This window comes from Staphylococcus sp. AC872 (assembly GCF_979255425.1).
On sequence record NZ_CEEDKW010000012.1, the window covers coordinates 1 to 25,186 of the forward strand.

Sequence of the window (25,186 nt, forward strand, 5' to 3'; positions counted from 1 at the left end):
ATGGTGGAGAATGACGGGTTCGAACCGCCGACCCTCTGCTTGTAAGGCAGATGCTCTCCCAGCTGAGCTAATTCTCCTGTTATCTATTGCCTGGCAACGTCCTACTCTAGCGGAACGTTAGTCCGACTACCATCGGCGCTAAAGAGCTTAACTTCTGTGTTCGGCATGGGAACAGGTGTGACCTCTTTGCTATTGCCACCAGACAAATTAACTTACTTTATTAATAATACACGTTTGTTAATGACTTTTCAATAGTTAATTTTACACTTTGTTAAAATTAATTTTACATTCTGTTAACTGAACTACGTGTTTTTGACGACTTTTATATATTACTTCATTAACTTAAGAAAGTCAATAGTTTGTTTTGATTTTTTTCGAAAGACGTAATTTCAATTCCTTCGCCTTTTCCACTTGATCTATTCTACCACACATCATTTTCCTTAACTATAGGTATTATTACTTTCTATCAGTAAATAAGTTACTTTTATTTATCAAAAGTAACATTAATTTAAGAGGAAAATTAATTTCATCTCACTTTTTCAACAATTAGATTACATAAAAACACCAATCACAATTGTGATTGGTGTTTCTCGATAAATTATTTTTGTCTCATATAAGGGAATAATAATACGTCTCTAATTGATGGTGAATCAGTTAATAACATAACTAATCTATCAATTCCGATTCCTAGACCACCTGTAGGAGGCATACCATATTCTAATGCTTCGATATAATCTTCGTCCATTTCATGCGCTTCGTCATTACCTTGCTCTTTTTCGACTAATTGAGCTTCAAAACGTTCTTTTTGATCGATAGGATCATTAAGCTCAGTAAAGGCATTAGCATGTTCTCTTCCTACGATAAACAATTCAAATCTATCTGTAAATCTAGGATCTTCTGGGTTTTTCTTAGCTAATGGTGATATATCAATTGGATGACCGTATATGAATGTTGGTTGGATTAATGTCTCTTCTACTTTTTGCTCAAAGAATTCATTTAAAATATGACCATATTTCATATTGTCAGTGATTTCAATTCCATGTTCTTTCGCTAGTGCTTTGGCTTCTTCATCAGATTTCACATTATAGAAATCTACACCTGTAGCTTCTTTCACAGCATCAACAATGTGCAATCTTTTCCATGATGATTCTAAATCAATCTCAGTTCCGTTATATTGAACCTTAGCTGATCCAAGTACTTCTTGAGCAATATGTCTAACCATTGATTCTGTTAAGTCCATAATATCATGGTAATCTGCATAAGCTTCATACAATTCAATCATTGTAAATTCAGGGTTATGTCGTGTAGATACACCTTCATTACGGAATACGCGACCAATTTCATATACTTTTTCTAATCCGCCTACGATTAAACGTTTTAAATGCAATTCGATAGCTATACGCATATACAAAGTAGCGTCTAGTGCATTATGGTGTGTCACAAATGGTCTAGCAGCAGCTCCTCCAGCAATTTGATGCATCATTGGTGTTTCTACTTCTAAGAAACCTTTTTGATTTAGATAATTACGCATTTCTTGAATGATTTTACTACGATTAATAAATGTTCGTGTACTATCTTGATTTGTGATTAAGTCTAAATAACGTTGACGATAACGTTGTTCTATATCTTGTAATCCGTGGAATTTATCTGGTAATGGTCTTAAAGCTTTAGTTAATAGTGTAAATGATTTTGCTTTAACTGATAATTCACCAGTATTAGTTTTAAACATTACACCTTCAACACCGACAATATCTCCTAGGTCGGCATGTTTCCACAAATCAAATTGTTCTTCTCCAATTTGATCTTTTCTAACATAAATTTGAATTTGTCCTGAAAGATCTTGCACATGTGCAAATCCTGCTTTACCCTTTCCACGTTTAGTCATAATACGACCTGCTATCGCAACATGACTTTCTTCTTCTTTTTCATGTAATTCTTCTTTTGAGAATTCGTCCCAAGCCGCTTTTAATTCAGCTGCTGAAGCAGAACGATCGTATCGTTGACCAAATGGATCAATTCCTAAATCTCTTAATTCTTGTAGTTTTTGTCGGCGTACCTGCATTTGGTCGTTCATTTCTTCTGACATAACTTTCTCTCCTTTTGCTTCTTGTTTTTCAATTATTTATTTTATACATTTTGTTAGAAATGTTTAGGTATATCAATCATTTCTCTTTGTTATCTTAGAGTCACTTTTATCTACTCTAAATATAGCGATGCCAAGAAGCGTGCTAAATCTTTTCATAACATCTATCTTCTCACCATATCATTTTACTAAACGGTAATGTTCTAATAAAGTATTTACTACTTTATCTTTAACTGTTAAAACTTAATCAATTTTCAAAAACAACTAGAATTAAATAATTTAAGTCACTATGTAGTGTCTCACATCATCAATCTCTTCGTTACTCATTAAGACATATATCTTTTAACAGTACTATCTGCTATTACTAAGTTTTCAATCAATTTTTGGGAACGGGGTTCAATGTGTTTCGATGCGATATCATTCAATGGAATAAGCACAAAAGCGCGTTCTGTCATTCTCGGGTGAGGAATGATTAAATTATCTTCTTCAATGATTTCATTTCCATACAGTAAAATATCTACATCTAGTGTTCTAGGCCCCCATCGAATCTTCCTTACACGGTGAAGTGCTTCTTCCGTTTCTAAACATCTCTTTAATAATTCCTGAGGATTTAATGTTGTCTCTATTTCTATACATAAATTAAGAAACTGTGGTTGATCAGTGTAACCAACTGGCTCTGTTTCATAGATAGGAGATATAGAGGTAACATCAATGTATTGGTATTGGTCAATAATTCGGATGGCTTGTTGTAATTGATGTGCTCTATCACCTATATTACTTCCTAAGCCTAAATATGCTTTAACCATTTAATTACGCTCCCTCACTATTTCTATACCTACCCCATCGTAATGTCCTGGTATTGGAGGATTTTCTTTAGTTATTCTAACTTTCGTTTCCATTACACGATTATAGTGTGAATTTATACGTTTGGCAATACGTTCTGCTAGATGTTCTAGTAAATTAGAGGGTTCTCCTTCAACAATCTCTTTAACATCTTCAAAGACTTCTCCATAATGTACCGTATCTTTCACATCGTCTGATTGACCAGCATCATGTAAATCTACTTTCAAAGTAATATCTACTATGAATATTTGACCTATTTCATTTTCTGCCGGCAATGCACCGTGATAACCATAAAATCGCATTCCATTAAGAAATATGATGTCGTTCATTTTCATTCTCCTTTAGAAAATCCATGCTTTGTGCAATACGTGAATTAAGTTTAACATTGTGTACTCTCACAGCTTGAACGCCCTTCATTATACCATAAGCAGTTGTTGCTGCTGTAGCTTCGTCCCTTTCAATGGCTTTTGAATCTCCACCCATCATTTCTTTAATGAATCTTTTACGACTAGTAGCCAATAAAATCGGATAATCTGTTGCAACTAACTCATCAAGTCGAGCCATCACTTCGTTTTCTTCATCTCTAGTTTTAGCAAACCCTATACCAGGATCTAGCCAAATTTTAGAATGTGGGATGCCTGCCATTTCAGCTTTATTAGCTTGTGCTAATAAGGTAACAAGCATTTCATCTACAACTGGCTTATCTCTTTCACCATCCCCATTATGCATTAGAACAATTTCTGCATCATATTGAGCAACTACTTTCAATATTTTAGGATCGTACAAACCAGCCCATTGATCATTAATCATTGTAGCGCCTAACTTCAAACAAGCTTCTGCTACTTCACTTCTATATGTATCAATTGATATTTGTACATTAAGCCCTATCAATGCTTCAACAACTGGTATAACTCTATCCAACTCTTCTTCTAGAGTAACTTCTTGATATCCAGGCCGAGTTGAAACACCACCTACATCAACTATATCAACACCTTCATCAATCATTTCTTTCGCTCGTGAAACTGCTTTTTCAACAGAATTATATTTCCCACCATCTGAAAATGAATCTGGCGTCACGTTAAGTATGCCCATAATTTTAGTTTTTGACATTTAATCACCTTTTCTATTTTGAAATATTTCATGCTTTTTCATATCACTTATAATGATATCACTACTTTCAACATAATTTCAGTGGTAAAAATTAAATAAACTACTCTAAATAATAGTAAAAATGAATTGGCTATACTCATACGTATGTAACCAATAAAAAAGCGAAGTCGATTTATACGACTTCGCTTTGGTAGCTTATATAATTAGTCATCAAATGAGTATAAAGGTGTAGATAAGTAACGTTCACCATTACTTGGTAATACTGTTACTACTGTTTTACCTTTACCTAATTCTTTAGCTTTTTGAATAGCTGCATGAATAGCGGCACCAGAAGAAATTCCTGATAAAATACCTTCTTCTTTTGCAACACGACGTGCCATTTCCATAGCAGTTTCATTGCCTACTTTAATAATACTATCGTAAATGTCTGTATTTAACGTATCCGGAACAAATCCAGCACCTAAACCTTGTAATTTATGTGGCCCTGGTTCTCCACCACTTAGAACTGGTGATGCTTCTGGTTCGATAGCAACTATTTCAATATCAGGGTATTGTTGTCTTAAAACTTTACCGACACCAGATAATGTGCCACCAGTACCTACGCCAGCTAAGAATGCATCGATTGTTTTACCTTCAAACTGTTCAACTAATTCTGGACCAGTTGTAAGTTCATGAACTTCAGGGTTTGCTGGGTTTTCGAATTGTTGAGGTTCAAAGTAACCATGCTCTTCTTTAAGTTCTTTGGCTTTTTTAATTGCACCCTTCATTGCTTCTGATCCAGGTGTTAATACTAATTCTGCACCATATGCTTTTAATAAGTTACGACGTTCTTGACTCATTGTTTCAGGCATAGTGAACACTGCTTTGTATCCTTTGGCTGCACATACAAATGCTAAACCAATACCTGTGTTACCACTTGTCGGCTCCACAATAGTATCTCCAGGTTTGATTTTACCTTCTTTTTCAGCTTTTTCAATCATAGCTAAAGCTATACGGTCTTTAACTGAACCACCTGGATTTTGATATTCTAATTTAACGTAAATATCTGCCGCATCTTCATCAACAACATTTCTCAATTTAACTACTGGTGTGTTTCCAATAATTTGCGTAATGTTTTCTACTGGTTTTTGTGCCATTCCAAACACTCCTTATAGATAGAATTAATAAAACTTAGTCTTTTTATCGGATATTTATATTCTATCAGAATTTTCTAAAAAAACAAATATATCCTACAAAATCTTGTGCATATTTATCGACATACATTTAATAAATTCCCTAATTTAATTTGTAATAAACTTCTGTTGAATTTATGCCATTGATTCTAATAATTGGTTAAGCTCAGCTTCACTATAATTATATTTATTTCCACAGAAGTGACAAACTGCTTCCGCACCATGATCTTCTTTAATCATATCTGTGATTTCTGCTTCCCCTAAACCTTTAATAGCATTCAAGAATTTTTCATGACTACAATTACATTCAAATTGTGCAGGTGAAGTTTCTAAAATTTGGACATGTTCTTCTCCAAGAATTTCATTTAAAATTCCTTCCGGTGTCAATCCTTGCTCAATGAGTTTAGATACTGGTGTCATTTGATTAATTGCTTCTTCTAATTTACTGATTGTTTCTTCTTTGGCACCAGGCATCACTTGGATAATGAATCCGCCTGCTGCTTTAATCGTATTATCTGGATTAACAAGTACTCCTAAACCAACAGAAGATGGTGTTTGTTCACTTGTCGCATAATAGTACGTAAAATCTTCTCCTAGTTCACCAGATACTATTGGACTTGAACCGGAAAAATAATCTTTCATTCCTACATCCTTAACTACTTGTATAGAACCTTCTGTCCCTACTGCTCGTCTAACATCTAATTTTCCTTGTTCGTTTAATGGAAAATGTGTTTGTGGATGATCCACATAAGCGCGTACATTACCTTTAGCATCTGCATCTGCGATAATTCTGCCAATAGGACCACGACCATCAACCGTTACAGTTAATTTCTGATCTCCTTTTAGCATTGCTCCCATCATTACAGTAGCAGTCATCGTTCTTCCCATTGCAGCTGAAGCTGTTGGCCACGTATAGTGTCTTGTTTGAGCTTCCTGTACTGATTCTGTTGTTAATGTTGCATATGCTCTAATTTCACCATCAAAGGCTAGTGCTTTAACAATATAGTCATGTGTCATTATTTAATTACTCCTTTTATATATCTTTACGATGCTTCGTTTCTTTTAATAAATATCATTTTCGAATAACTATTATACATCTGTTGTTTATTTTCATGAAATGATTTGTTTTTAGATAAATTTGGTTGTTTGTTTATACAAACATTATTTACAAAAATACACATTGCTTTATTTATACAAAAATATCTCCCTACTATATGTGTGATAGTAGGGAGATTAAACTATGTGCTTCTTTACTCTCTATGATTTGGATCGTTAGGATTATATGGTTTGTCTATATTCGGTGATTGTTCATGACCAGTTGGTTCATCTTCTGACTCATCTTCATTATGTTTGTCTTCACCTTTATGATCTAACGATTGCTCTTTACGAACATCTTCGTATGATTTGCCATATTTACCTTCATCAAATTCTGAATTAGTTTCTTTAACGACTTCAGCTGAATCGTAGTCAACCTCAGGTAATTTACCTTCATGGAATAATGATTGGATTTGTTCAGCAACCAATGTTTCTTCTGTAAGTAAAGTTTTAGCAATAAGTTTTAATTGTTCTTGATGCTCTAATAAGATTTCTTTACAACGCTCATATTGTTCTTTAACGATACGTTGTACTTCTTTATCAATTTCGTAAGCGATTTGGCCAGAATAGTTAGGTTCACCTTGCATGTCTTTACCTAAGAATACTTGACCGCCACCGCTACTAGAGAATTGTAATGGTCCAAGCTTTTTACTCATACCATATTCAGTAACCATAGAACGTGCAATTTGAGTTGCTCTTTCAAAGTCGTTAGAAGCTCCAGTTGATACTTCACCAAAGTTAATATCTTCTGAAACTCGACCACCTAATAAACCACAGATTTTGTCTAATAGTTCTGGTTCAGTCATTAAGAAACGATCTTGTTTAGGTAGCATCATTGCATAACCGCCAGCTTGTCCTCTTGGAACAATTGTTACTTTGTGTACAACTTCTGCTTCATCAAGCACCATACCGATAATTGTATGACCTGCTTCATGGTGTGCAACAATGTTTCGTTCTTTATCAGAGATGACACGTGATTTTTTAGCAGGACCAGCAATAACTCGGTCTGTTGCTTCCTCGATATCACGCATATCAATTTTGTTCTTACCTTCACGAGCTGCGATTAACGATGCTTCATTTAATAAGTTTTCTAAATCCGCACCAGAGAATCCTGGTGTTCTTTGAGAAATAGCTTTTAAATCAACAGTTTCATCAAGTGGTTTGTTTTTCGCATGAACATGTAAAATTGCTTCACGACCTTTAACATCTGGACGACCTACTTGAATTTGTCTATCGAAACGACCTGGACGTAATAACGCTGGGTCTAAAATATCAGGACGGTTTGTTGCAGCAATCATAATAATACCTTCATTTTCACCAAAGCCATCCATTTCGACTAATAATTGGTTCAATGTTTGTTCACGTTCATCGTGTCCACCACCGACACCAGCACCACGTTGACGACCTACTGCATCAATTTCATCTATGAAAATAATACATGGTGCATTTTTCTTCGCATTTTCAAATAAATCACGCACACGGCTAGCACCAACACCAACAAACATCTCAACAAAGTCTGAACCACTAATTGAGAAGAATGGTGCACCAGCTTCACCTGCAACTGCACGTGCAAGTAATGTTTTACCAGTACCTGGAGGACCTACAAGTAAAACACCTTTCGGAATTCTAGATCCCATTTGTTTGAATTTCTTGTTGTCTTTTAAGAAATCTACTATTTCAACAAGTTCTTGTTTCTCTTCATCTGCGCCTGCAACATCTGAGAAACGAACACGGCGTTTACTACTATCGTACATTTTCGCTTTGGATTTACCAAAGTTCATCATACGACCACCGCCGCCCCCACCTTGGGCTTGGCTAAGGAAGAAAATAAATAATAAAGCAATGATTAAAACTGGAATCAATGTTGTTAAGATACTAACAAATACACTTTGTTCTTCTTCTTCTTTAACTGTAAATTTCAATCCATCTTGTTTTTTCGCTGTATCAGTGATTTTTTGTAAATCTTTTTCATTATTAAATAATATTGTTGATGAATAATTTTCACCATTTTTTGTTTTACCACTTACCATGTATACATTTTGCTCAGGTTGGATTTCTAATGATTTTAAATCGCCTTTATCCAATTTATTAACAAACTGCGTATATGTAAGCTGTTTTGGCATATTTCCATTACCATTTAAGAAAGAAAACAGGCCAAATATGATAACGCCTATAATTGCGATAACTAGCACATTGCGAAACGCTTTCTGCATGTGACATTTCCTCCTACTTCCAATAATAAAACTAACAAAAATTGTAACACAATACATCTTTAGCAGGCTACTATTTCAACTTTAGTATTGGTTTATCAATTTTAGTCAATTTCCACTATAGAGATTTTTATTTTTCATAATATCGTGATTGCAAAATATCTAATTTAATTAGATTTTTACGATTTAAATCGAGTCTACACTATATTGATGTTGAATCATAGCAAAAAAACATCGTGTCCAACGTATCGATTTAATCTAATCTATATTTTATGAATAAACTTCAGGTTTTAAAGTACCAATATAAGGTAAGTTTCTGTAATGCTCACCATAATCCAATCCATATCCGACTACGAATTCATCTGGGATTTTTTTGCCGACGTATTTAGCTTCAATATCAGCTTTTCTACGATTTGGTTTATCTAATAGAGTAACAATTTCTAATGAGTTGACTTTACGTGATTCTAATAATTCAGTGATGGATTTTAATGTAGTTCCAGTTTCTAAAATATCTTCGATAATGAGTACATCTTTATTTTCAATTGATGAACCTAAATCTTTGATAATTTGAACTTCACCTGTAGATTCAGTACCCCCGTGGTAACTTGAAACATCCATAAAGTCGATTGATAAGTGTGTATCAATTCGCTTAATTAAGTCTGCCATAAACATAACTGACCCTTTTAAGATACCCACACAAACAAGTGGCTTATCTTGGTAATCTTTAGTTAACTGTTGTCCTAAATCCTTGCAAATCGTTTGAATATCTTCTTCACTTAATACAATACTTTTTATATCCTCGTGCATTTGTTATTCATCTCCAATATTTCTAATATTTATATAATGTTTATAGTCTTTGTTCATAAACAATTGACCTACAGCAATTATTTTACCTTCTGCATTGATAACAACTGGTAAACGATTTCGTTCAATAGCATCGATTTTTTTATCTATTAACAATCGACTTACTTTTTTATGTTTGCCAGCATATCCATTTAATAAAAAACGATCGCCATTTTGACGTTGTCTTATTGTTAATGGGAACTGATTTAATGGAAAGTCAGGTTGTATTTCAATCTCATAATCACCAAAACGATATGTATGAGGTACTTCGATGACTTGTGTTGAATTCACGTCGTTCATTTCTGTATTAGCCATTATTATTAATGTATCATATGCAATTTGAATTATCCATTTATCTGTTATATCAATTGTGAATTGTGATTTTTGATTTGAAATTTGATTAAACCATGTTTGATACATTTTATCAGATATCGTTTTAGACAGTGTTGTCTTTTCAAACAATTGATCAAGCACATGTACTTTCATATTATCTGTCAATCGATTAAATCGTCCTCTAGGAATCACTATTTTATCTTGCTTCTCTGATACTTGTACTGCTTCTTTGATAAAGTGATGTGCCGATTTTCTAAGTGTAGCTAATTCTTGATCATGCCATGATTTTAATTTTAATAAGTGTGCTACGTCTAGTTGTTGATTATCCATTACTGCTGGTATGATACGATTTCTTATATCATTTCTGACGTATACATTTTTATGATTAGATACATCCTCAAAAAACGGAATGTTATATTGATTTTGATAAGATTTGATAGCAGCTTTTGAGATGTCTAGCATTGGACGAATAAGTTGGTAACTACTACGTTGAGAAGTATAGGCAATACCTAAATGACTACGTGTAAATCTACCAGTAAACAATCTATAAAAGATGGTTTCGATTTGATCATCTTGATGATGTGCAGTCAGTAACACATTGGCCCCAAGTTGTTTCATGATACTATCAAACCAATCATATCTGTATTGGCGAGATACATTTTGAATACTGTTCCCCGCTTCAACTGTTTCTGATAAATCTAATCGTTTGATAAAATACTCGATTTGATGTTCTTCACAATACGTTTTAAAAAATGCCTCTTCTTCTATGGATGCTTGTCTTAACCCGTGATTTACATGAATACATGTCAGTTTGCTATATGTATGTTGATATTCATTTAATAAAAGATGTAGTAAACACATACTATCTATACCTGTTGATACGGCTAATACAATATGATCCTGTTTGGACCACCCTGTAGCATCAAGTTCCATCATACCTTTCACCTCCAAGCATTTAAATAACCTATCATCAATACATTGTTACAATAAAAATAGACTGCTCCTTCATCAAGAAACAGTCTTAGATTGTCTGTTATTCAAAGTAATTAGCAATACAAAAGCTATGTTAAGTTATTACAACAGACTTGGTTTATGAAATTAACGTCTTGAACCTTTACCACCACGTCTAGATTCAGTTTGACGTTTAATAGAAGTTAATTTATCTTCACTATCTTTTAAGAAGTTACTTAATTTCTTTTCAAAGTCTTCGCCTTTTGGAGCAGGTTTACTTTGATGTGATTTATTATTGTGCTGTGGTTTACGTTGTGGACGATCTTTCGCTTTTTTAATTGAAAGACTAATTTTGCCATCATCCGCAATTGAAAGTACTTTAACTTCTACTTCATCACCTAAAGATAAATGATCTTCCACATTTTCAACATAGTTGTCAGCCACTTCACTAATATGGACTAAGCCACTTTTTCCTTCAGGTAACTCAACGAATGCACCGAATTTTTTAATACCAGTGACTTTACCTTTAAGCTTATTTCCTACTTCGATTGACATATTCTAAATAAATCCTCCCGATTTCATTCGATTTTAACTTTATTATATTCCTGTTGAAGCAATTTCACAATGCTATAATGCGATTATTTTATTTCTCTTTAATTAATTATTCTCATCTGAAGATTTAGCCTTAGAGGATTTATTATCATTTGGCAATCTAAAAATCACTTCGCCTTTATTACTTAAATAATAATCATCTCGCGCCACTTTTTCGATATAATCTTTATCATTCAAATTATTTAACTTTTCTTTCAATGCGATTTCTTCATCTTGTTGCTTTTGAAATTGCTCTTCTTTATGTTTTCTTTCGACTGCATCTTTTTCGTTACTGTGTTTTTGGAAGACAAGCATAATGCATAATAAAATGATAATCGCTAGCATGATACCACCAAACAACGTGATTCTTCGACGTACTACACGCATCTTTTTACGTTGTCGTTGCTTTTTTTGGTTCTCTTTAGATGTATAATGATTACCGATATTTTCAACTTTATTATTCATAGCTTGTCACCTCACTTTGTCTATTCAGATTCATTAATACGCTCTTCTTTTACTAATTCATACATACCTTTAGCATTTTCTTTAGATGCATGTTCATTTAATCCGGTTACATTGACGGTTACAAGTTTTTGGCCGAAACGAATAACGAGTTCATCTCCAACTTTAACATCTGTACCTGCTTTTGCTACATTACCATTAATCGTAATACGTCCTTGGTCACTAATTTCCTTAGCTAATGTACGACGTTTAATTAATCTAGACACTTTTAAAAATTTATCTAATCTCATTGATGAGTCTCTCCTTGCTCTAAAAATTGTTTAAGAGCCACTTCGTCAAAATCTTTATTTTTTGTTTTATCATACAATGACATGAAATGGTCTGCAAATACTTTCTCGAATTTCACACGTGGTTTTTTACCTTCATTAGATTTAGCAGTTGCCCATATCGTTTTTAAATCCTCTATGGATTCAGCAGATTCATCACTAAATATATGTGGGTGACGACGAATCATTTTAGCATTTAAACTTGCGACTACTTCTTTTAAATCAAAATAACCTTCTTTTTTACCGATACTTGTATGCAATAATACCTGTAATAGTATATCTCCTAATTCTTCCACCATGTGCCAGTCGTCTTCATTATCAATAGCCTCAAATAGTTCAAACGTCTCTTCTAACAGATAACGTTTTAATGATTGATGTGTTTGAACTTTATCCCAAGGACAACCTTTTTCATCATCAACAAGTAAATCAATCGTTTGTTCAGCAAAATTAAAATCATTATATAGTGATTCATTTGCTACTATTTTAGGCACAAAGACACTTGTTAAATTATTAAAAGCAGTGTCAAAATGATCTAGCTCAAATAAAGCACATTCAGTTACTTGTGCTTCACCACTACGTGCACCTGTAACAATTTTTACAATATGATCATCGGGATAACGTTCCATCAACGTCAACTTGATATCTGCTGCTACCATTGCGCTATATACTTGAGTTATCAAAGTATTAGTGCGAACATTTAGTTTCGCTTCTTCTAGTGCGGTACCATCTAGTAAGGTAAACCCATCATTAGGTTCAACTGCAACCGCTTCGAATACATCATCAATGAAGCTTTTTCCACCTAATACCTTCACTTCTATATCCTCATTCTGATTATGATACGCCATTAACTTAGCAGTCGTCGTTTCAGCAACACGAGGATGTCCAGGCACAGCGTATACAATATCCGATTGGTGTGCTTTATTAATCAACTGTTCTACAATATGATCGTAAACAGCTTCAAACTGATCATTTGCTTCGTATATATCATCAAAGCCCTCAAAATCAATTTCATTTTTAAGTGACTTAATTACAGGGTGTTCAAGAGTGCGTGCATATATTTTATCTTGCTTTTGAATAAATCGATATATACCTAAAGGCAAATCATCGATGTCATAGTTCCCTAAACCAATAATCGTAATCGTATGCGTCATGAACGTCTTCCTTTCTTAAAGTGATATAACTTGTCTCCTAAAGGTAAAAATTTCAATTCCCTATAACTTAGGACATTAAAAATACCGACGTATATCATAAATACACCTACACCAACTATGGCACTGATTAATAAAGATATTAATCCAATTAAACGTCCGCTAGAAGGTAAGATAGTCATCATCAGTTGGACAATAACTGACATTATAAACAACCCGCCTACTAATTTTATAATAAATTTGTTCATTTGATTAAAATGATAAGATTTCAAGACGGCGCGGTGAAGTATACTCGCAAAAATAATCAACGATAATACTGTACTTATACTAGCGCCTAAAATGTGAAGTTGATATATGAAAACTATATTGAATATAGCTTTAGATAATAAACCTAATGTAAAGCCAATCACTATCGGTTTGATTTGATTGAGTACTTGTAATAATGCAATATCCATCATAATCAATGATACACCAATAACCGTCAACATATAAACGCATAACGTTACTGTCTCGCTATCTGTCTTGAAAAACACTTTATTCATAAGCGGTAAGACATTCATCAAACCAATGCCTGCTGCCGAACTAATCAATATTGTAATTTTTAATGAGGCGTTCGCATATCTATACATTTGAATCGATTGCTTATTTTGAATGGCTTCGGTTAATAAAGGAATTAGGACAAAACTAAACGTTGTTGTTACAATTAAGCCCATTTGAATAAAAGAAGCCCCTCTATCATATACACCTTTTTGTTTAATAGCCTCTTCAAATGGCAGGCCTGTCATTTTCAAAGTATGGATGACAGTAAAACTATCTGCGACTTGCCACAAAATAACAATTAACTGACTCAAAGCAAAAATAAGAATAGCAATAAGTAACTGGGTCCATTGAATTTTGGTTCCTTTAGAAGCTAATTTCAACTTAAACGGTCGTTTAGATACTAGATAAAGTGTTGAACCTAAAAATCCGATTGAAGAAGCAATGATTGATAACGAGCCAGCTTGGTATATCGTCCAATGTTGTGTCAAAAATAGGAAAATAGCTACCATAATAAATCCCACTCGAATGAATTGTTCTATAACCTGGGAAATAGCTGGCACATTCATTTCTTGTCTAGATTGAAAATATCCTCTTAATACACCTAACACACCAACAAATGCGAAACTAAAACTAGCCATTCTAATCATAGGTGCTAAATGTCCATCACCCATTAAGCGGGAAATAATGCCTGCACTCGCAAATACAACTAAACATATACCAATACCTACACTTTGTATAATAAGTAGCACTTTAGAATAGTATTGTGAACGGTGGTCCAAACCTAAGTTTTGCGTCACTGCACTTGGAATAGCATTCATAGATAAAATCATACCTAAAGCAACAATAGGATAAACTTGTTGATAAGCATACAATCCTTCATCACCAAGTATATTTTGATAGGGTACTCTATATATCGCACTTAATACTTTAACGATGACTAACGCAAGCGTTAATATCACTACACCATTAAATGCCGCTTTATGCTTCATCTTTAATGCTCATACTTTCTTCAATACATTTCACTAAGAATTTTAAGTTGTCTAGCCATTGTTTAGATTTAGTGAGTGTCACTTTCATTGCACCATTCTCTACGCCGACCTTCATCGTTCTTCCAAGCGGTTGTGTATTTTTAAATAATGCCTCTCCGTCAATATCAGCAGTTGATTTCTCAGATAAGAATATTTGAATTTGTTTACCCATATCTTTAATTTTTGTAATACCTGCATGAAGTGCATGCGTTTTGATTTCTACAATATCTAATAAACGTTCAACTTCAGTTGGATAATCGTTGAAGCGATCGATGAGTTCATCTTTAATATCCATGAGTTGATCTTCTGTTTCCACTTTGCGTAGTTTTTTATAAATTTCAATTTTAGCTTGTTCATTTTGAATATATTCCGCCGGTAAATAGGCATCTAAATTCAGTTCGACTTCTACATCAGGAACATCTGGCACTTCCTCTTTGATACCCCGTTTTTCATTGACCGCTTCTTCAAGCATTTGAGAGTATAAGTCGAAACCAACTGAATCTATAAATCCATGTTGTTGTTTCCCAAGTAAATTACCTGCCCCTCTAATATTCAAGTCGCGCATCGCTATTTTAAATCCTGAACCTAATTCGGTAAATTCTTTAATGGCTTGTAGTCTTTCCTCAGCTGTTTCATTTAATACCTTATTTGCAGGATGAAGGAAATAAGCATACCCTATTCTACTTGAACGACCTACACGTCCACGTAATTGGTACAATTGACTTAAACCGAAGCGATCCGCTTCTTCAATAATCAATGTATTCGCATTTGGTACATCGACACCAGTTTCAATGATTGTCGTAGTCACTAAGATATCGTATTCATGATTGATGAAACTGAGCATTGTTTCCTCTAAATCTCGTTCAGTCATTTGTCCATGTGCGACAGCTATGTTGGCATCTGGCATTAACATTTGAAGTTGCTCTCTCTTTTCATAGATGGACTGAACTTTATTATATAAATAGAATACTTGACCATCACGAGATAGTTCTCGTTCTAATGCTTCTTTAATAAAGTTGGTATTTTGTTCTAAAACATAAGTTTGCACTGGGAAACGATTTTCAGGTGGTGTTTCGATGACTGATAAATCACGCACACCAAGCATACTCATATGCAATGTTCTTGGTATCGGCGTAGCTGTTAACGTTAACACATCTACATTATTTTTCAGCGTCTTAATTCTTTCTTTATGACGCACACCAAAACGTTGTTCTTCATCGACAATGAGTAAGCCTAAATCTTTGTAATGGATATCCTTACCTAATAACTTATGTGTACCTACAACAATATCTACATAACCAGATTTGAGTCCTTCTTTAGTTTCTTTCACTTCTTTAGTTGAGCGGAATCTACTAATCAATTGAATTTCAACTGGAAAATCTTGCATACGTTCAATTAATGTTTCGTAATGTTGTTGAGCTAATATCGTCGTAGGTACAAGGAATGCGACCTGTTTACCTTCCATGACAGCTTTGAAAGCGGCACGAACAGCAACCTCAGTCTTACCATAACCTACATCACCACATAATAAGCGATCCATTGGACGTTCACGTTCCATGTCCCCTTTTATTTCATCAATAGATTTACTTTGGTCTGGTGTTAGCTCATATGGGAAGTCTAATTCAAACGTAGACTGTTCTTCAGTGTCTGGACCAAATTGATAGCCAACTGACATTTCTCTTTGTTTATATAAATCGATTAATTCATCTGCTATGTCTTCAACACTTTGTTGAACTTTAGCTTTCGTCTTTTTCCATTCAGTTCCACCTAGTTTATTTAAGCGAGGTGATTTGTCTTCGGAAGCAACATATTTTTGAACTTGATCCATTTGATCAACCGGAACGAACAATTGGTCTGTACCTTTGTACTGTAACTTGATATAGTCCCTATGTTGTTCTCCAACTTCTAAAGTTTCTACACCTAAATATCGTCCTACACCGTGATGAACGTGAACAACATAATCTCCAACATTTAAATCTTGGTATGACTTAATTTTTTCTGCATTCGACATTGTTTTAGTACGTTTACGTTGCTTTTTCTGCTTGGTCTTAAATAATTCCCTTTCTGTAATAACCACTAACTGCATATAGGGTAATTCAAAACCTTCAGACAGACTGCCTTCTACAACAACTGCTTGGCCACTTGTTGAAGCCTGATCAATATGTGTTACGACTGGTATATGCATTTCATTAAGCATTGATTGTATACGTTCAACCTTCGTCTCTGTTTCGACCAATACTACAATCGCATAGTCATTATGGATAAATCTTTGGAACTCTGAACGCATAATGTCGTATTGACCATAGAACTGCTGTACTGGTTTACATGAGAATTTAATAATATGATCTAATTCAACAGGCATTGAAGAAGTGAAAAGTGTAAAATAAGCCACAGGTCGTTCTTCTAATAAAGTTTCAAAGCCATCATATTGCATAAAACTTTGACCAATAAATCCATTACCACTTTCAATTAAGTTATTAATAAAATCATCAACTTCAGTCGTTAACGTTTCTTCTGTTTCTTTAATACGATTATATTCATCAACAGCTATCACAACATCATTCGCAAAATAATCAATAATCGTTGATGGTTGGTCATACATAAATGCCACTAATCGTCGTAATAATTGATGATCAAAGAACGTAGATTCAAAAAGTTTGAAACTTTCATATGTCTCTTTTAAGTCATTTCTCACAGATTTTTCAATTTTTGGTCTTGTATCTTCATAAGCGGTCTTTAATTGTGTTTGTAGATGATTAATCACTTCATCAGTAATAATATAGTCACTTGCCGTAGTAATTTCTACTGATTCTAAGTTATCGTTAGAGCGTTGTGTTTCCACATCGAAATCACGAATTGAATCTATTTCTGTATCAAATAATTCAATTCTAACAGGGGCTCCAATTAAAGGATAAATATCTATAATGCCACCTCTAAGTGAGAATTCACCAATGTGAGAAACAACACTTTCTCTACGATATCCCATATTGACTAATTTATTCAGAAAATCGTCAACATCCATATCATCACCAACATTTAACGTCATTTGATGATTGCGCCACATTTCTACTGGTGTTAACCACTTTTTCAATCCATTTAACGGAACAATAAATAACCCTTTTTCCCCATGAGCAAGAGCGGTTAGCGTTCTAACACGCTCACTCATAAGTTGAGGGCTTTGTGTAGAAAATTCTTCGGTCATGATATCTTGAACTGGGTATTTATAAATTTCTTCACCACTGACATATTGTAATATATCCGCTTCGATTTTATCTGCTTGATACAGATTATTAGTTACTAACAACATTTGTTTTTGATCAGCTAAATATTTTTCAGCAATAATGGTTGCTTTTGCTGAAGGTGATAGACCCGTAACTAAAATATTATCTTGGCCAAAAACCTGGTCTAATTCCTGAAAACGTTTATCTTCTTTTACATAATTAGAAATAACTTGTCTCAATTCACTTCACCATTATATTCATTCATCACATTGTCAAATCGAGATGTTTCAATGAATGCTTCTACAGCATTAGCTGAATGTTCAATAACTTTCTCCATTGTAGTCATTTCTTCTTTAGAAAAACGTTGAAGTACATAATCAGGAACAGACATACCATTCGTTGGTCGACCAACACCAATACGAATTCTCTTAAATTGGTCAGTGCCAAGCATTTTGATAATTGATTTCATACCATTATGACCGCCTGCACTACCTTTTTGACGTAAACGTACTTGTCCTTGTTCTAAGTCTAAATCGTCATATAATACAATTAAATCGTCTACGTCAATATTGTAGTAATCCATCAATGGCGCTACAGCTTCACCAGACAAGTTCATCATTGTCATAGGTTCAATAAGCAGAACTTTGTCACCATTCATCCTTTCAATTGTATATGCACCTTTGAATTTTTGTTTATCCAAGGTGAAATTATGTCGTTCTAGTATATAGTCAATGACTTCGAAGCCAATATTGTGTCTTGTTAATTCAAATCGTTTACCAATATTCCCAAGACCTACAATACATTTCATATGTCGTTACCTCCATGTTTATTCTTTATTTATTAAGTGACTTCTTTAATTTACATACTCAATCATTTCATTTATCTGTCATTTTACGTATGCTTTATCTCCTAATATCTTAGCCACAAATTTATAATCATCCCCTATAATAACACAAAAAGCACTATGCTTATTAGTATAAGCATAGTGCCCGTTAAGAAAGTTAAGAAACTTTATAAAACCTTATTCGTTAAAATAAAATCTTATTCTTCTTCTTTATTTTCTTCTTCTTCGTCGTCGTTTTCTTCACCAACACGTTCAGGTTCTTCAGTAGCTGCTTCGCCTTCCATAGCTTCTACTTCTTCTTCAGTAGGCTCATCTGTTGGAGGTACTACAGTTACGATAGAATCTTCTGGTTCGTTTTCAATAGTGAAGTCACCAGATACTTTAATATCAGCAACTGAATAGCTATCGTTGATATTTAATTCAGTGATATCAACTTCAATTACTTCTGGGATATTATCTGGAGTTGCAGTAACTTCTAAGTTGAATAATGGTTGTTCAACTACGCCGCCTTCTTTAGCGCCTACTGCTTCACCAACTAATTGAACTGGTACTTCTACAGTACGTTCTTCAGTCATGTTGATAGCTAAGAAATCGATATGAGTGATTTGGTTTTTCAATGGATCATATTGATAATCTGATACCATTACTTTGATTGATTTAGAACCAACACCTAATTCGATAACACCGTTACGTCCTACTTCACGGATAACTTTGATAAATTCAACTTCATCAACTTTAACTGAAGTATTTTTTGTTCCGTAACCATATACAACTGCAGGTACTTTACCAGCGTTTCTTAATTGTTTAAGGTCAGAACGTGTTTGTTTACCTTGACGGATGATTGACTTTAATGAAGTCATTCTATTTCCACCTTTCATTTTTCGCTCTTTTACGAGCTCCTCACTTACCCATCAACATCATTCGTTGCTTGCAAGTGTTTATTTATTCGTATAATCACGAACGAATGTATTATACACGCTTATATTGCTTTCGTCAAACTCATTTAACAATTTTAGTCGAATAATACACTTACTGATTCTCTTTCGTATACTCGGATAATGGCTTTACCAATTAAACCAGCAACTGAAAGTTCTTTAGTATTTGTAGGTTTACGACTTTCTTCTAATTGAATTGAATTTGTTACGATAAGTTCTTTAATAGCTGAATTCTCTATACGTTCTTTAGCTGGACCTGATAATACAGGGTGTGTACAACATGCATATACCTCTTTAGCACCTTTATCTTTTAATGCTTGTGCTGCTAATGTAATAGTTCCAGCTGTATCAATAATATCATCAATAATAATGGCTGTTCTGCCCTCAATATCGCCCACAATATTCATTACTTCAGCTACGTTTGGTTTAGGACGACGTTTATCAATAATTGCAATTGGAGTTTTTAAAATGTCTGCCAATTTACGTGCTCTTGTTACACCACCATGGTCAGGAGAAACAACAACACATTCTTCCGGATTAATGGCAGGATCATTTTGGAAATGTTGCGCTAAAATAGGTACGCCCATTAAATGATCAATTGGAATATCAAAGAAACCTTGGATTTGAGGTGCATGTAAATCTAAAGCAATCATGCGATTAGCCCCTGCAGTTTCAATTAAATTAGCTACTAACTTAGCAGTAATCGGTTCACGACTACGTGCTTTTCTGTCTTGACGAGCATACCCATAATAAGGTACTACGATGTTAATATTTGCCGCTGATGCACGTTTACAAGCGTCAATCATAATAAGTAATTCCATTAGATGTAGATTAACTGGGTATGAAGTAGGTTGGATAATAAAGACATCGCAACCACGAATACTTTCTTCGATATTGATTTGAATTTCTCCATCACTGAAACGCTTAACAGAACACTTACCTAATTCAATCCCTACATGATCTGCAACTTCCTGTGCTAAAGGTTCATTACCTTTGAGTGAAAAGATCTTTAGCGATGAATTCTTATATTCATTATTTAACATTTATAGTCCTCCAATTATTTACTTACACAACTACTATTATATAGAAAATTAAACTTGATTACTATGCCAAAGTCTAAATACTAATTTTACATATTCATTTCAGCTATTTATTTTTGTTGCTTAAATAACCATCTTTATTAACTTGTCTTGCTCGTGCCAGTGCTAAACTTTCATTTGGGATATCATCAGTGATTGTTGATCCTGCTGCTATAAGCGAATGATCTCCAACTGTTACCGGTGCAATTAAGTTTGTATTACATCCAATAAACGCATCTTTACCAATCACAGTTTTGAACTTATTCACACCATCATAGTTAACAGTAATAGAGCCACAACCAATATTTGTACGTTCGCCAATAACCGCATCGCCAATATAACTTAAATGTGATACTTTAGCTCCGTCTTTAAGTTCAGCTTTTTTCACTTCTACAAAGTTGCCTACTTTAACCTCTGCACCTAGTTGAGACCCTGGTCTTAACTGTGCAAATGGACCAACATTCGTGTGCTCGCCCACTTCCGAATCGTTGATTACTGATTGTTTAATATGTGCATGTGATGCAATCACACTATTATTAATTTCTGAATACTGTCCAACTGTAACTTCTTCTCCAATTACAGTCGAACCATTAATTCTTACGCCAGGTTCAATGATTGTATCCATACCAATTTTTACATCTGGTCCAATAAATGTGCTATCTGGATCAATGATTGTCACACCATTTCTCATATGAAATAGATTGATACGTTTCTGTAATGCCTTTTCAGCTTGGCTTAACATTACTCTATCATTCACACCCATAATCTCTTTGAAATCATCAGTGTGATATGTACTTGCTCTACCATTTTCATTAATAATTAAAGAAATGACATCTGGTAAATAATATTCTCCTTGTGCATTATCATTATTAACTTGTTCTAACTTTTCAAATAAAGTTTTGTTATCGAACGCAAAGATTCCGGAACTTATTTCAGTAATTGCCTTTTCTTCTGTGTTAGCATCTTTTTCTTCTACAATTCGTAATAAATGTCCTTCGCTATCTTTGACAATTCTGCCATAACCTGTTGGATGGATTGCTGTGGCAGTTAGAACTGTTGCATGAGACTGAGATGTTTCATGTCTCTCGATTAAAGATGTAAGTGTTTCTGATGTAATAAGTGGTGTATCGCCACACACAACTAGTGTTGTTCCCTCATTATTTATCAAATGAGATTGTGCCATTTTTACTGCATGTGCCGTCCCAAGTTGCTCTTCTTGAAAACTATATAGTGATTGATCACCCAATGTGTCTTTTACACTTTCAGCACCGTGACCAACAATTGTAATTAATTGGTTCACACCTGATTGTTGAACATTTTCAACCACATGTTCTATCATAGTTTTGCCAGCGATTTCATGTAGCACCTTGTATTTTTTTGATTTCATCCTAGTGCCCTTACCCGCTGCCAATATTATTGCATGTCTTTGCATGAATGCTAACCCTCCATTAAATATACACTTCGTTATTATTATAATTTAACCGCTATCACTCTTTCAACATATAACCTACCAAGTCTTAATCACCCAATCATATGACTATTTTATATTTTTATTATATGCAAGATGACTCGATTTATTTAAATTCATATTTATTACTTTTGACAAATCGCGTTCAAAATTTGAGAAATCAATTCAACTTAATGAGAAAAGGGGGATTAGGGGCTCATTTAAAAGATGACGAAAATGTAAAAACAGAGTCAACACATACTGTTATGTCGACTCTGCAATGTAATTTTTATATTTAAGCTTCGTTAGATTCGTCAGACTCGCCTGATGTAGCATTTTTATCTGGAATCACTTCATCAGTTTCATCATATACTTTCATCACTGCATCTTGAATCTCTTGTCTCATGTCTGAGTTGATTGGATGCGCGATATCGCGGAATTCACCATCTGGTGTACGTTTACTTGGCATTGCGACGAATAGACCTGAATTTCCTTCAATCACACGTAAATCGTGGATTACGAATGCCTCGTCTAGCGTGATAGAAACAAGTGCTTTCATTCTACCATCTGTATCTATTTTTCTAAGTCTTACATCTGTCACTTTCATGTAGTGAGCCCCCCTAGTATATCTTTGTTTTATTAGAAGCTTGACAATTGCTTAAAAGAAAAATTATATCCTTTATTTAACTTTACTAATCAATTCAATTTCTACTTTAACATCTTTAGGTAGTCGCGCTACTTCGACACAACTACGTGCTGGTTGATGTTTATCAAAATAATTTCCATATACCTCATTTATATATTGAAAATCATTCATATCAGAAATAAAAATAGTTGCTTTAACAACGTTTTCTAAATCTGAACCTGCTTCTTTAAGTACCACAGATAAATTTTCTAAAACTTGTTTAGTTTGATCTTTTACATCATCGCTTACAATTTCCCCTTCTAAATTAAGTGGAATTTGACCTTATGTGTATACTAGACCATTTACTACTGTAGCATGTGAATAAGGTCCTAATGCTTCCGGTGCTTTGTTTGTGTTAATAATTTCCATGATGTGATTCGCTCCTTTAAGAAAATTTAGACAAGCTGTTGCCTGGCTCTACTTTAAATTTCTGATTATATTCATCGACATCTGATAGTCTTACCAAGGAAGTATAATCTTCTATTAATCTTTGCTTTACTTCTTTCGATTCTACAAGTACTGATACCCCTTTTACATGTGCTTTAAACTCATTCATTAAATTCATAACACCGTTGATTGAGCCACCTGCTCTCATAAAATCATCAACAACGAGAACATTAGAATTCTCAGCTAATGTGCGCTTGGATAATACCATCGTTTCTATTTTTCGAGATGAACCTGAAACATAATTAATAGAAACCGTAGATCCTTCAGTTACTTTATTGTCTTTTCTAATAACCACTACAGGTAAATTTAATACGTTTGCAACTGCATTGGCAAGCGATATACCTTTAGTAGCAATCGTTACAACTGCATCTAATTGTTCATCCATATATATACTTGCTATCATCTTACCTACTTTGTTTAATAGTGTAGGATTACCAACCAAGTCAGATAAGAATAAATAGCCACCAGGCAGAAGTCTATCCTTTTCATCTAATAGGGAGATAACTTCGTTAACCACTTCTGTTGCTTCTTCTTTACTCATCATCGGTTTGTACGTTACCCCACCGCTTGCGCCAGCAGTAGTAATGACCGTACCTAATGCTTCTTTTTGGAAAGTACTTTTAATAATTTGAACATCTTCGCTGATTGACGATTTCGCTTGTTGAAATTTATCTACAAAGAATGTTAAAGGAATCAGTTTGTTTGGGTGATTCATCAAATACTGTGTCATAAACACAATCCGTTCACTTCTTTTATACCTCATTATTTTCAACCCTTCTATCCTAATAATCTAACTAAATATACTTCATTACAACAACCATTCACTGCGTTATAAATATTTTTAGCCTGACTTTCTTTTTGTGCTAATCCATAAACTGTTGGGCCACTACCACTCATCAATGCACCATCTGCGCCACATTGGATCATGTTTTCCTTGATTTTTTTGATTTCTGGATGCATCTCCATAGAAATCGGTTCTAATCTATTAGATAAACTTGTACATAACTTCTTATAATCTGATTTTTTTAAAGCTTCTATACAGTTTTGAGTAAATACTTTATGCGTGAAATTTAAATCCAAGGCTTTAAATACGTCCGGTGATGAGATACCTAAATTAGGCTTAGCTAAAACAACCCAAGCAGAAGGAGGTTTGTTCAAAAACTTCACTTTTTCACCACGTCCTGTACAATAGGCAGTCTTATTGTATATACAAAATGAAACATCTGTCCCAATTTGACTACCAAGTGCACATAATTCATCTAAAGATAAATTTAAATTAAATAAGCGATTCATACCTCTCATCGTAGCTGCCGCATCTGCTGAGCCACCTGCTAAACCAGCCGATACTGGAATATCTTTATCAATTGTAATCGTTACACCTTGTTTCAAATCATATGTCTTCGTCATTAATTCAGCAGCTTTATATGCTAAATTTTTATGATCGTCAGTTACAAAGTTGTGTTCGATTTCAACAACGATCTTCCTATCATCTCTTTTTTGAAAAGATAATCGATCGTTTAAATCTACGGTAGTCATTATCATTTCAATCTCGTGATATCCATCGCCTCTTTTAAAAAGTGTATCGAGCGTAAAATTTATTTTGGCAGGTGCCGTTTCATATATCATTTTTCCGCCCTCTCTTCGTATTCTTAATAAGATGATTTTAACATAAAGGGATAAAAGATTTGATAGATAATGTTCATTTTTTTCACAAATAATTATATCATTCATTATTGAAATATAATAAAAAACTATTAAATTACAGTTTGTTAGTTATTAATGTATTTTTTCCT

At 33.9% G+C, this 25,186-nt stretch carries 22 protein-coding genes, 1 tRNA gene, 1 rRNA gene and 1 pseudogene; all 25 read right to left on the reverse strand.

The annotated features are described in order from the left end of the window. Position 1: 1 nt before the first annotated feature. The 25 genes and pseudogenes from ACZ267_RS11960 to ispE all read right to left on the reverse strand — a co-directional run bounded on the left by ACZ267_RS11960 (position 2) and on the right by ispE (position 25,019). A tRNA-Val gene (locus ACZ267_RS11960) sits at positions 2-77 on the reverse strand. 11 nt (positions 78-88) lie between these two features. After that, positions 89-203, reverse strand: a 5S ribosomal RNA gene (gene rrf, locus ACZ267_RS11965). 395 nt (positions 204-598) lie between these two features. Next, complete coding sequence (gene lysS, locus ACZ267_RS11970; RefSeq protein WP_002465701.1) at positions 599-2,086, reverse strand: lysine--tRNA ligase; 1,488 nt, start codon at positions 2,084-2,086, stop codon at positions 599-601. Positions 2,087-2,409: 323 nt separating this feature from the next. Continuing rightward, a complete protein-coding gene (gene folK, locus ACZ267_RS11975; RefSeq protein WP_002465702.1) occupies positions 2,410-2,889 on the reverse strand; it encodes a 2-amino-4-hydroxy-6-hydroxymethyldihydropteridine diphosphokinase in 480 nt (159 codons plus the stop codon). Then, positions 2,890-3,255, reverse strand: a complete 366-nt coding sequence (gene folB / locus ACZ267_RS11980) for a dihydroneopterin aldolase (protein ID WP_002465711.1) — start codon at positions 3,253-3,255, stop codon at positions 2,890-2,892. Next, positions 3,233-4,036 (reverse strand): dihydropteroate synthase, encoded by an 804-nt coding sequence (gene folP, locus ACZ267_RS11985; protein WP_002465690.1) that lies wholly within the window; start codon positions 4,034-4,036, stop codon positions 3,233-3,235. The genes folB and folP overlap by 23 nt, the downstream gene beginning before the upstream one ends. Before the next feature lie 203 nt (positions 4,037-4,239). Further along, positions 4,240-5,172, reverse strand: coding sequence for a cysteine synthase A (cysK, locus tag ACZ267_RS11990; RefSeq protein WP_002465696.1), 933 nt, complete (start codon positions 5,170-5,172; stop codon positions 4,240-4,242). A 171-nt stretch (positions 5,173-5,343) separates the two neighbouring features. Then, the gene (gene hslO / locus ACZ267_RS11995; protein ID WP_002465687.1) at positions 5,344-6,225 is read right to left on the reverse strand and encodes an Hsp33 family molecular chaperone HslO; all 882 of its coding nucleotides are present in this window, start codon (positions 6,223-6,225) and stop codon (positions 5,344-5,346) included. A gap of 233 nt (positions 6,226-6,458) precedes the next feature. Next, positions 6,459-8,516: an ATP-dependent zinc metalloprotease FtsH gene (gene ftsH / locus ACZ267_RS12000; protein ID WP_079449161.1), complete on the reverse strand. Its 2,058-nt coding sequence runs from the start codon at positions 8,514-8,516 to the stop codon at positions 6,459-6,461. Positions 8,517-8,783: 267 nt separating this feature from the next. Continuing rightward, positions 8,784-9,320: a hypoxanthine phosphoribosyltransferase gene (hpt, locus tag ACZ267_RS12005; protein ID WP_015365363.1), complete on the reverse strand. Its 537-nt coding sequence runs from the start codon at positions 9,318-9,320 to the stop codon at positions 8,784-8,786. Positions 9,321-9,323: 3 nt separating this feature from the next. Continuing rightward, positions 9,324-10,622, reverse strand: coding sequence for a tRNA lysidine(34) synthetase TilS (gene tilS, locus ACZ267_RS12010; protein WP_026088887.1), 1,299 nt, complete (start codon positions 10,620-10,622; stop codon positions 9,324-9,326). Between the two features lie 165 nt (positions 10,623-10,787). Next, complete coding sequence (locus ACZ267_RS12015) at positions 10,788-11,195, reverse strand: S1 domain-containing RNA-binding protein (RefSeq protein ID WP_002451742.1); 408 nt, start codon at positions 11,193-11,195, stop codon at positions 10,788-10,790. 102 nt (positions 11,196-11,297) lie between these two features. After that, entirely contained in the window at positions 11,298-11,696 is a 399-nt protein-coding gene (gene divIC / locus ACZ267_RS12020; RefSeq protein ID WP_002465694.1) for a cell division protein DivIC, read from the reverse strand. A 20-nt stretch (positions 11,697-11,716) separates the two neighbouring features. Next, positions 11,717-11,983, reverse strand: a complete 267-nt coding sequence (locus tag ACZ267_RS12025) for an RNA-binding S4 domain-containing protein (protein ID WP_002451740.1) — start codon at positions 11,981-11,983, stop codon at positions 11,717-11,719. After that, entirely contained in the window at positions 11,980-13,170 is a 1,191-nt protein-coding gene (locus ACZ267_RS12030; RefSeq protein ID WP_002465717.1) for a MazG nucleotide pyrophosphohydrolase domain-containing protein, read from the reverse strand. Before ACZ267_RS12030 ends, ACZ267_RS12025 begins: the two co-directional genes overlap by 4 nt. After that, positions 13,167-14,696: a polysaccharide biosynthesis protein gene (locus ACZ267_RS12035; RefSeq protein ID WP_002465714.1), complete on the reverse strand. Its 1,530-nt coding sequence runs from the start codon at positions 14,694-14,696 to the stop codon at positions 13,167-13,169. Before ACZ267_RS12035 ends, ACZ267_RS12030 begins: the two co-directional genes overlap by 4 nt. Further along, positions 14,686-18,195 carry a transcription-repair coupling factor gene (mfd, locus tag ACZ267_RS12040; protein WP_047210647.1) on the reverse strand — a complete coding sequence of 1,170 codons (3,510 nt, stop codon included), beginning with the start codon at positions 18,193-18,195 and terminating at the stop codon, positions 14,686-14,688. Before mfd ends, ACZ267_RS12035 begins: the two co-directional genes overlap by 11 nt. Continuing rightward, entirely contained in the window at positions 18,192-18,764 is a 573-nt protein-coding gene (pth, locus tag ACZ267_RS12045; protein WP_002465692.1) for an aminoacyl-tRNA hydrolase, read from the reverse strand. The genes mfd and pth overlap by 4 nt, the downstream gene beginning before the upstream one ends. Before the next feature lie 233 nt (positions 18,765-18,997). Further along, a complete protein-coding gene (locus ACZ267_RS12050; RefSeq protein WP_002465710.1) occupies positions 18,998-19,660 on the reverse strand; it encodes a 50S ribosomal protein L25/general stress protein Ctc in 663 nt (220 codons plus the stop codon). Positions 19,661-19,812: 152 nt separating this feature from the next. Then, complete coding sequence (locus ACZ267_RS12055) at positions 19,813-20,778, reverse strand: ribose-phosphate diphosphokinase (protein ID WP_002451734.1); 966 nt, start codon at positions 20,776-20,778, stop codon at positions 19,813-19,815. A 103-nt stretch (positions 20,779-20,881) separates the two neighbouring features. Then, positions 20,882-22,246 (reverse strand): bifunctional UDP-N-acetylglucosamine diphosphorylase/glucosamine-1-phosphate N-acetyltransferase GlmU, encoded by a 1,365-nt coding sequence (gene glmU, locus ACZ267_RS12060; RefSeq protein ID WP_079449162.1) that lies wholly within the window; start codon positions 22,244-22,246, stop codon positions 20,882-20,884. 310 nt (positions 22,247-22,556) lie between these two features. After that, positions 22,557-22,868, reverse strand: a complete 312-nt coding sequence (gene spoVG, locus ACZ267_RS12065; protein ID WP_002465704.1) for a septation regulator SpoVG — start codon at positions 22,866-22,868, stop codon at positions 22,557-22,559. Positions 22,869-22,940: 72 nt separating this feature from the next. Beyond that, positions 22,941-23,315, reverse strand: a pseudogene (locus ACZ267_RS12070) (RidA family protein). A 16-nt stretch (positions 23,316-23,331) separates the two neighbouring features. After that, complete coding sequence (purR, locus tag ACZ267_RS12075) at positions 23,332-24,156, reverse strand: pur operon repressor (protein ID WP_002451730.1); 825 nt, start codon at positions 24,154-24,156, stop codon at positions 23,332-23,334. A 14-nt stretch (positions 24,157-24,170) separates the two neighbouring features. Continuing rightward, the gene (gene ispE, locus ACZ267_RS12080) at positions 24,171-25,019 is read right to left on the reverse strand and encodes a 4-(cytidine 5'-diphospho)-2-C-methyl-D-erythritol kinase (RefSeq protein ID WP_079449163.1); all 849 of its coding nucleotides are present in this window, start codon (positions 25,017-25,019) and stop codon (positions 24,171-24,173) included. Positions 25,020-25,186 lie beyond the last annotated feature (167 nt).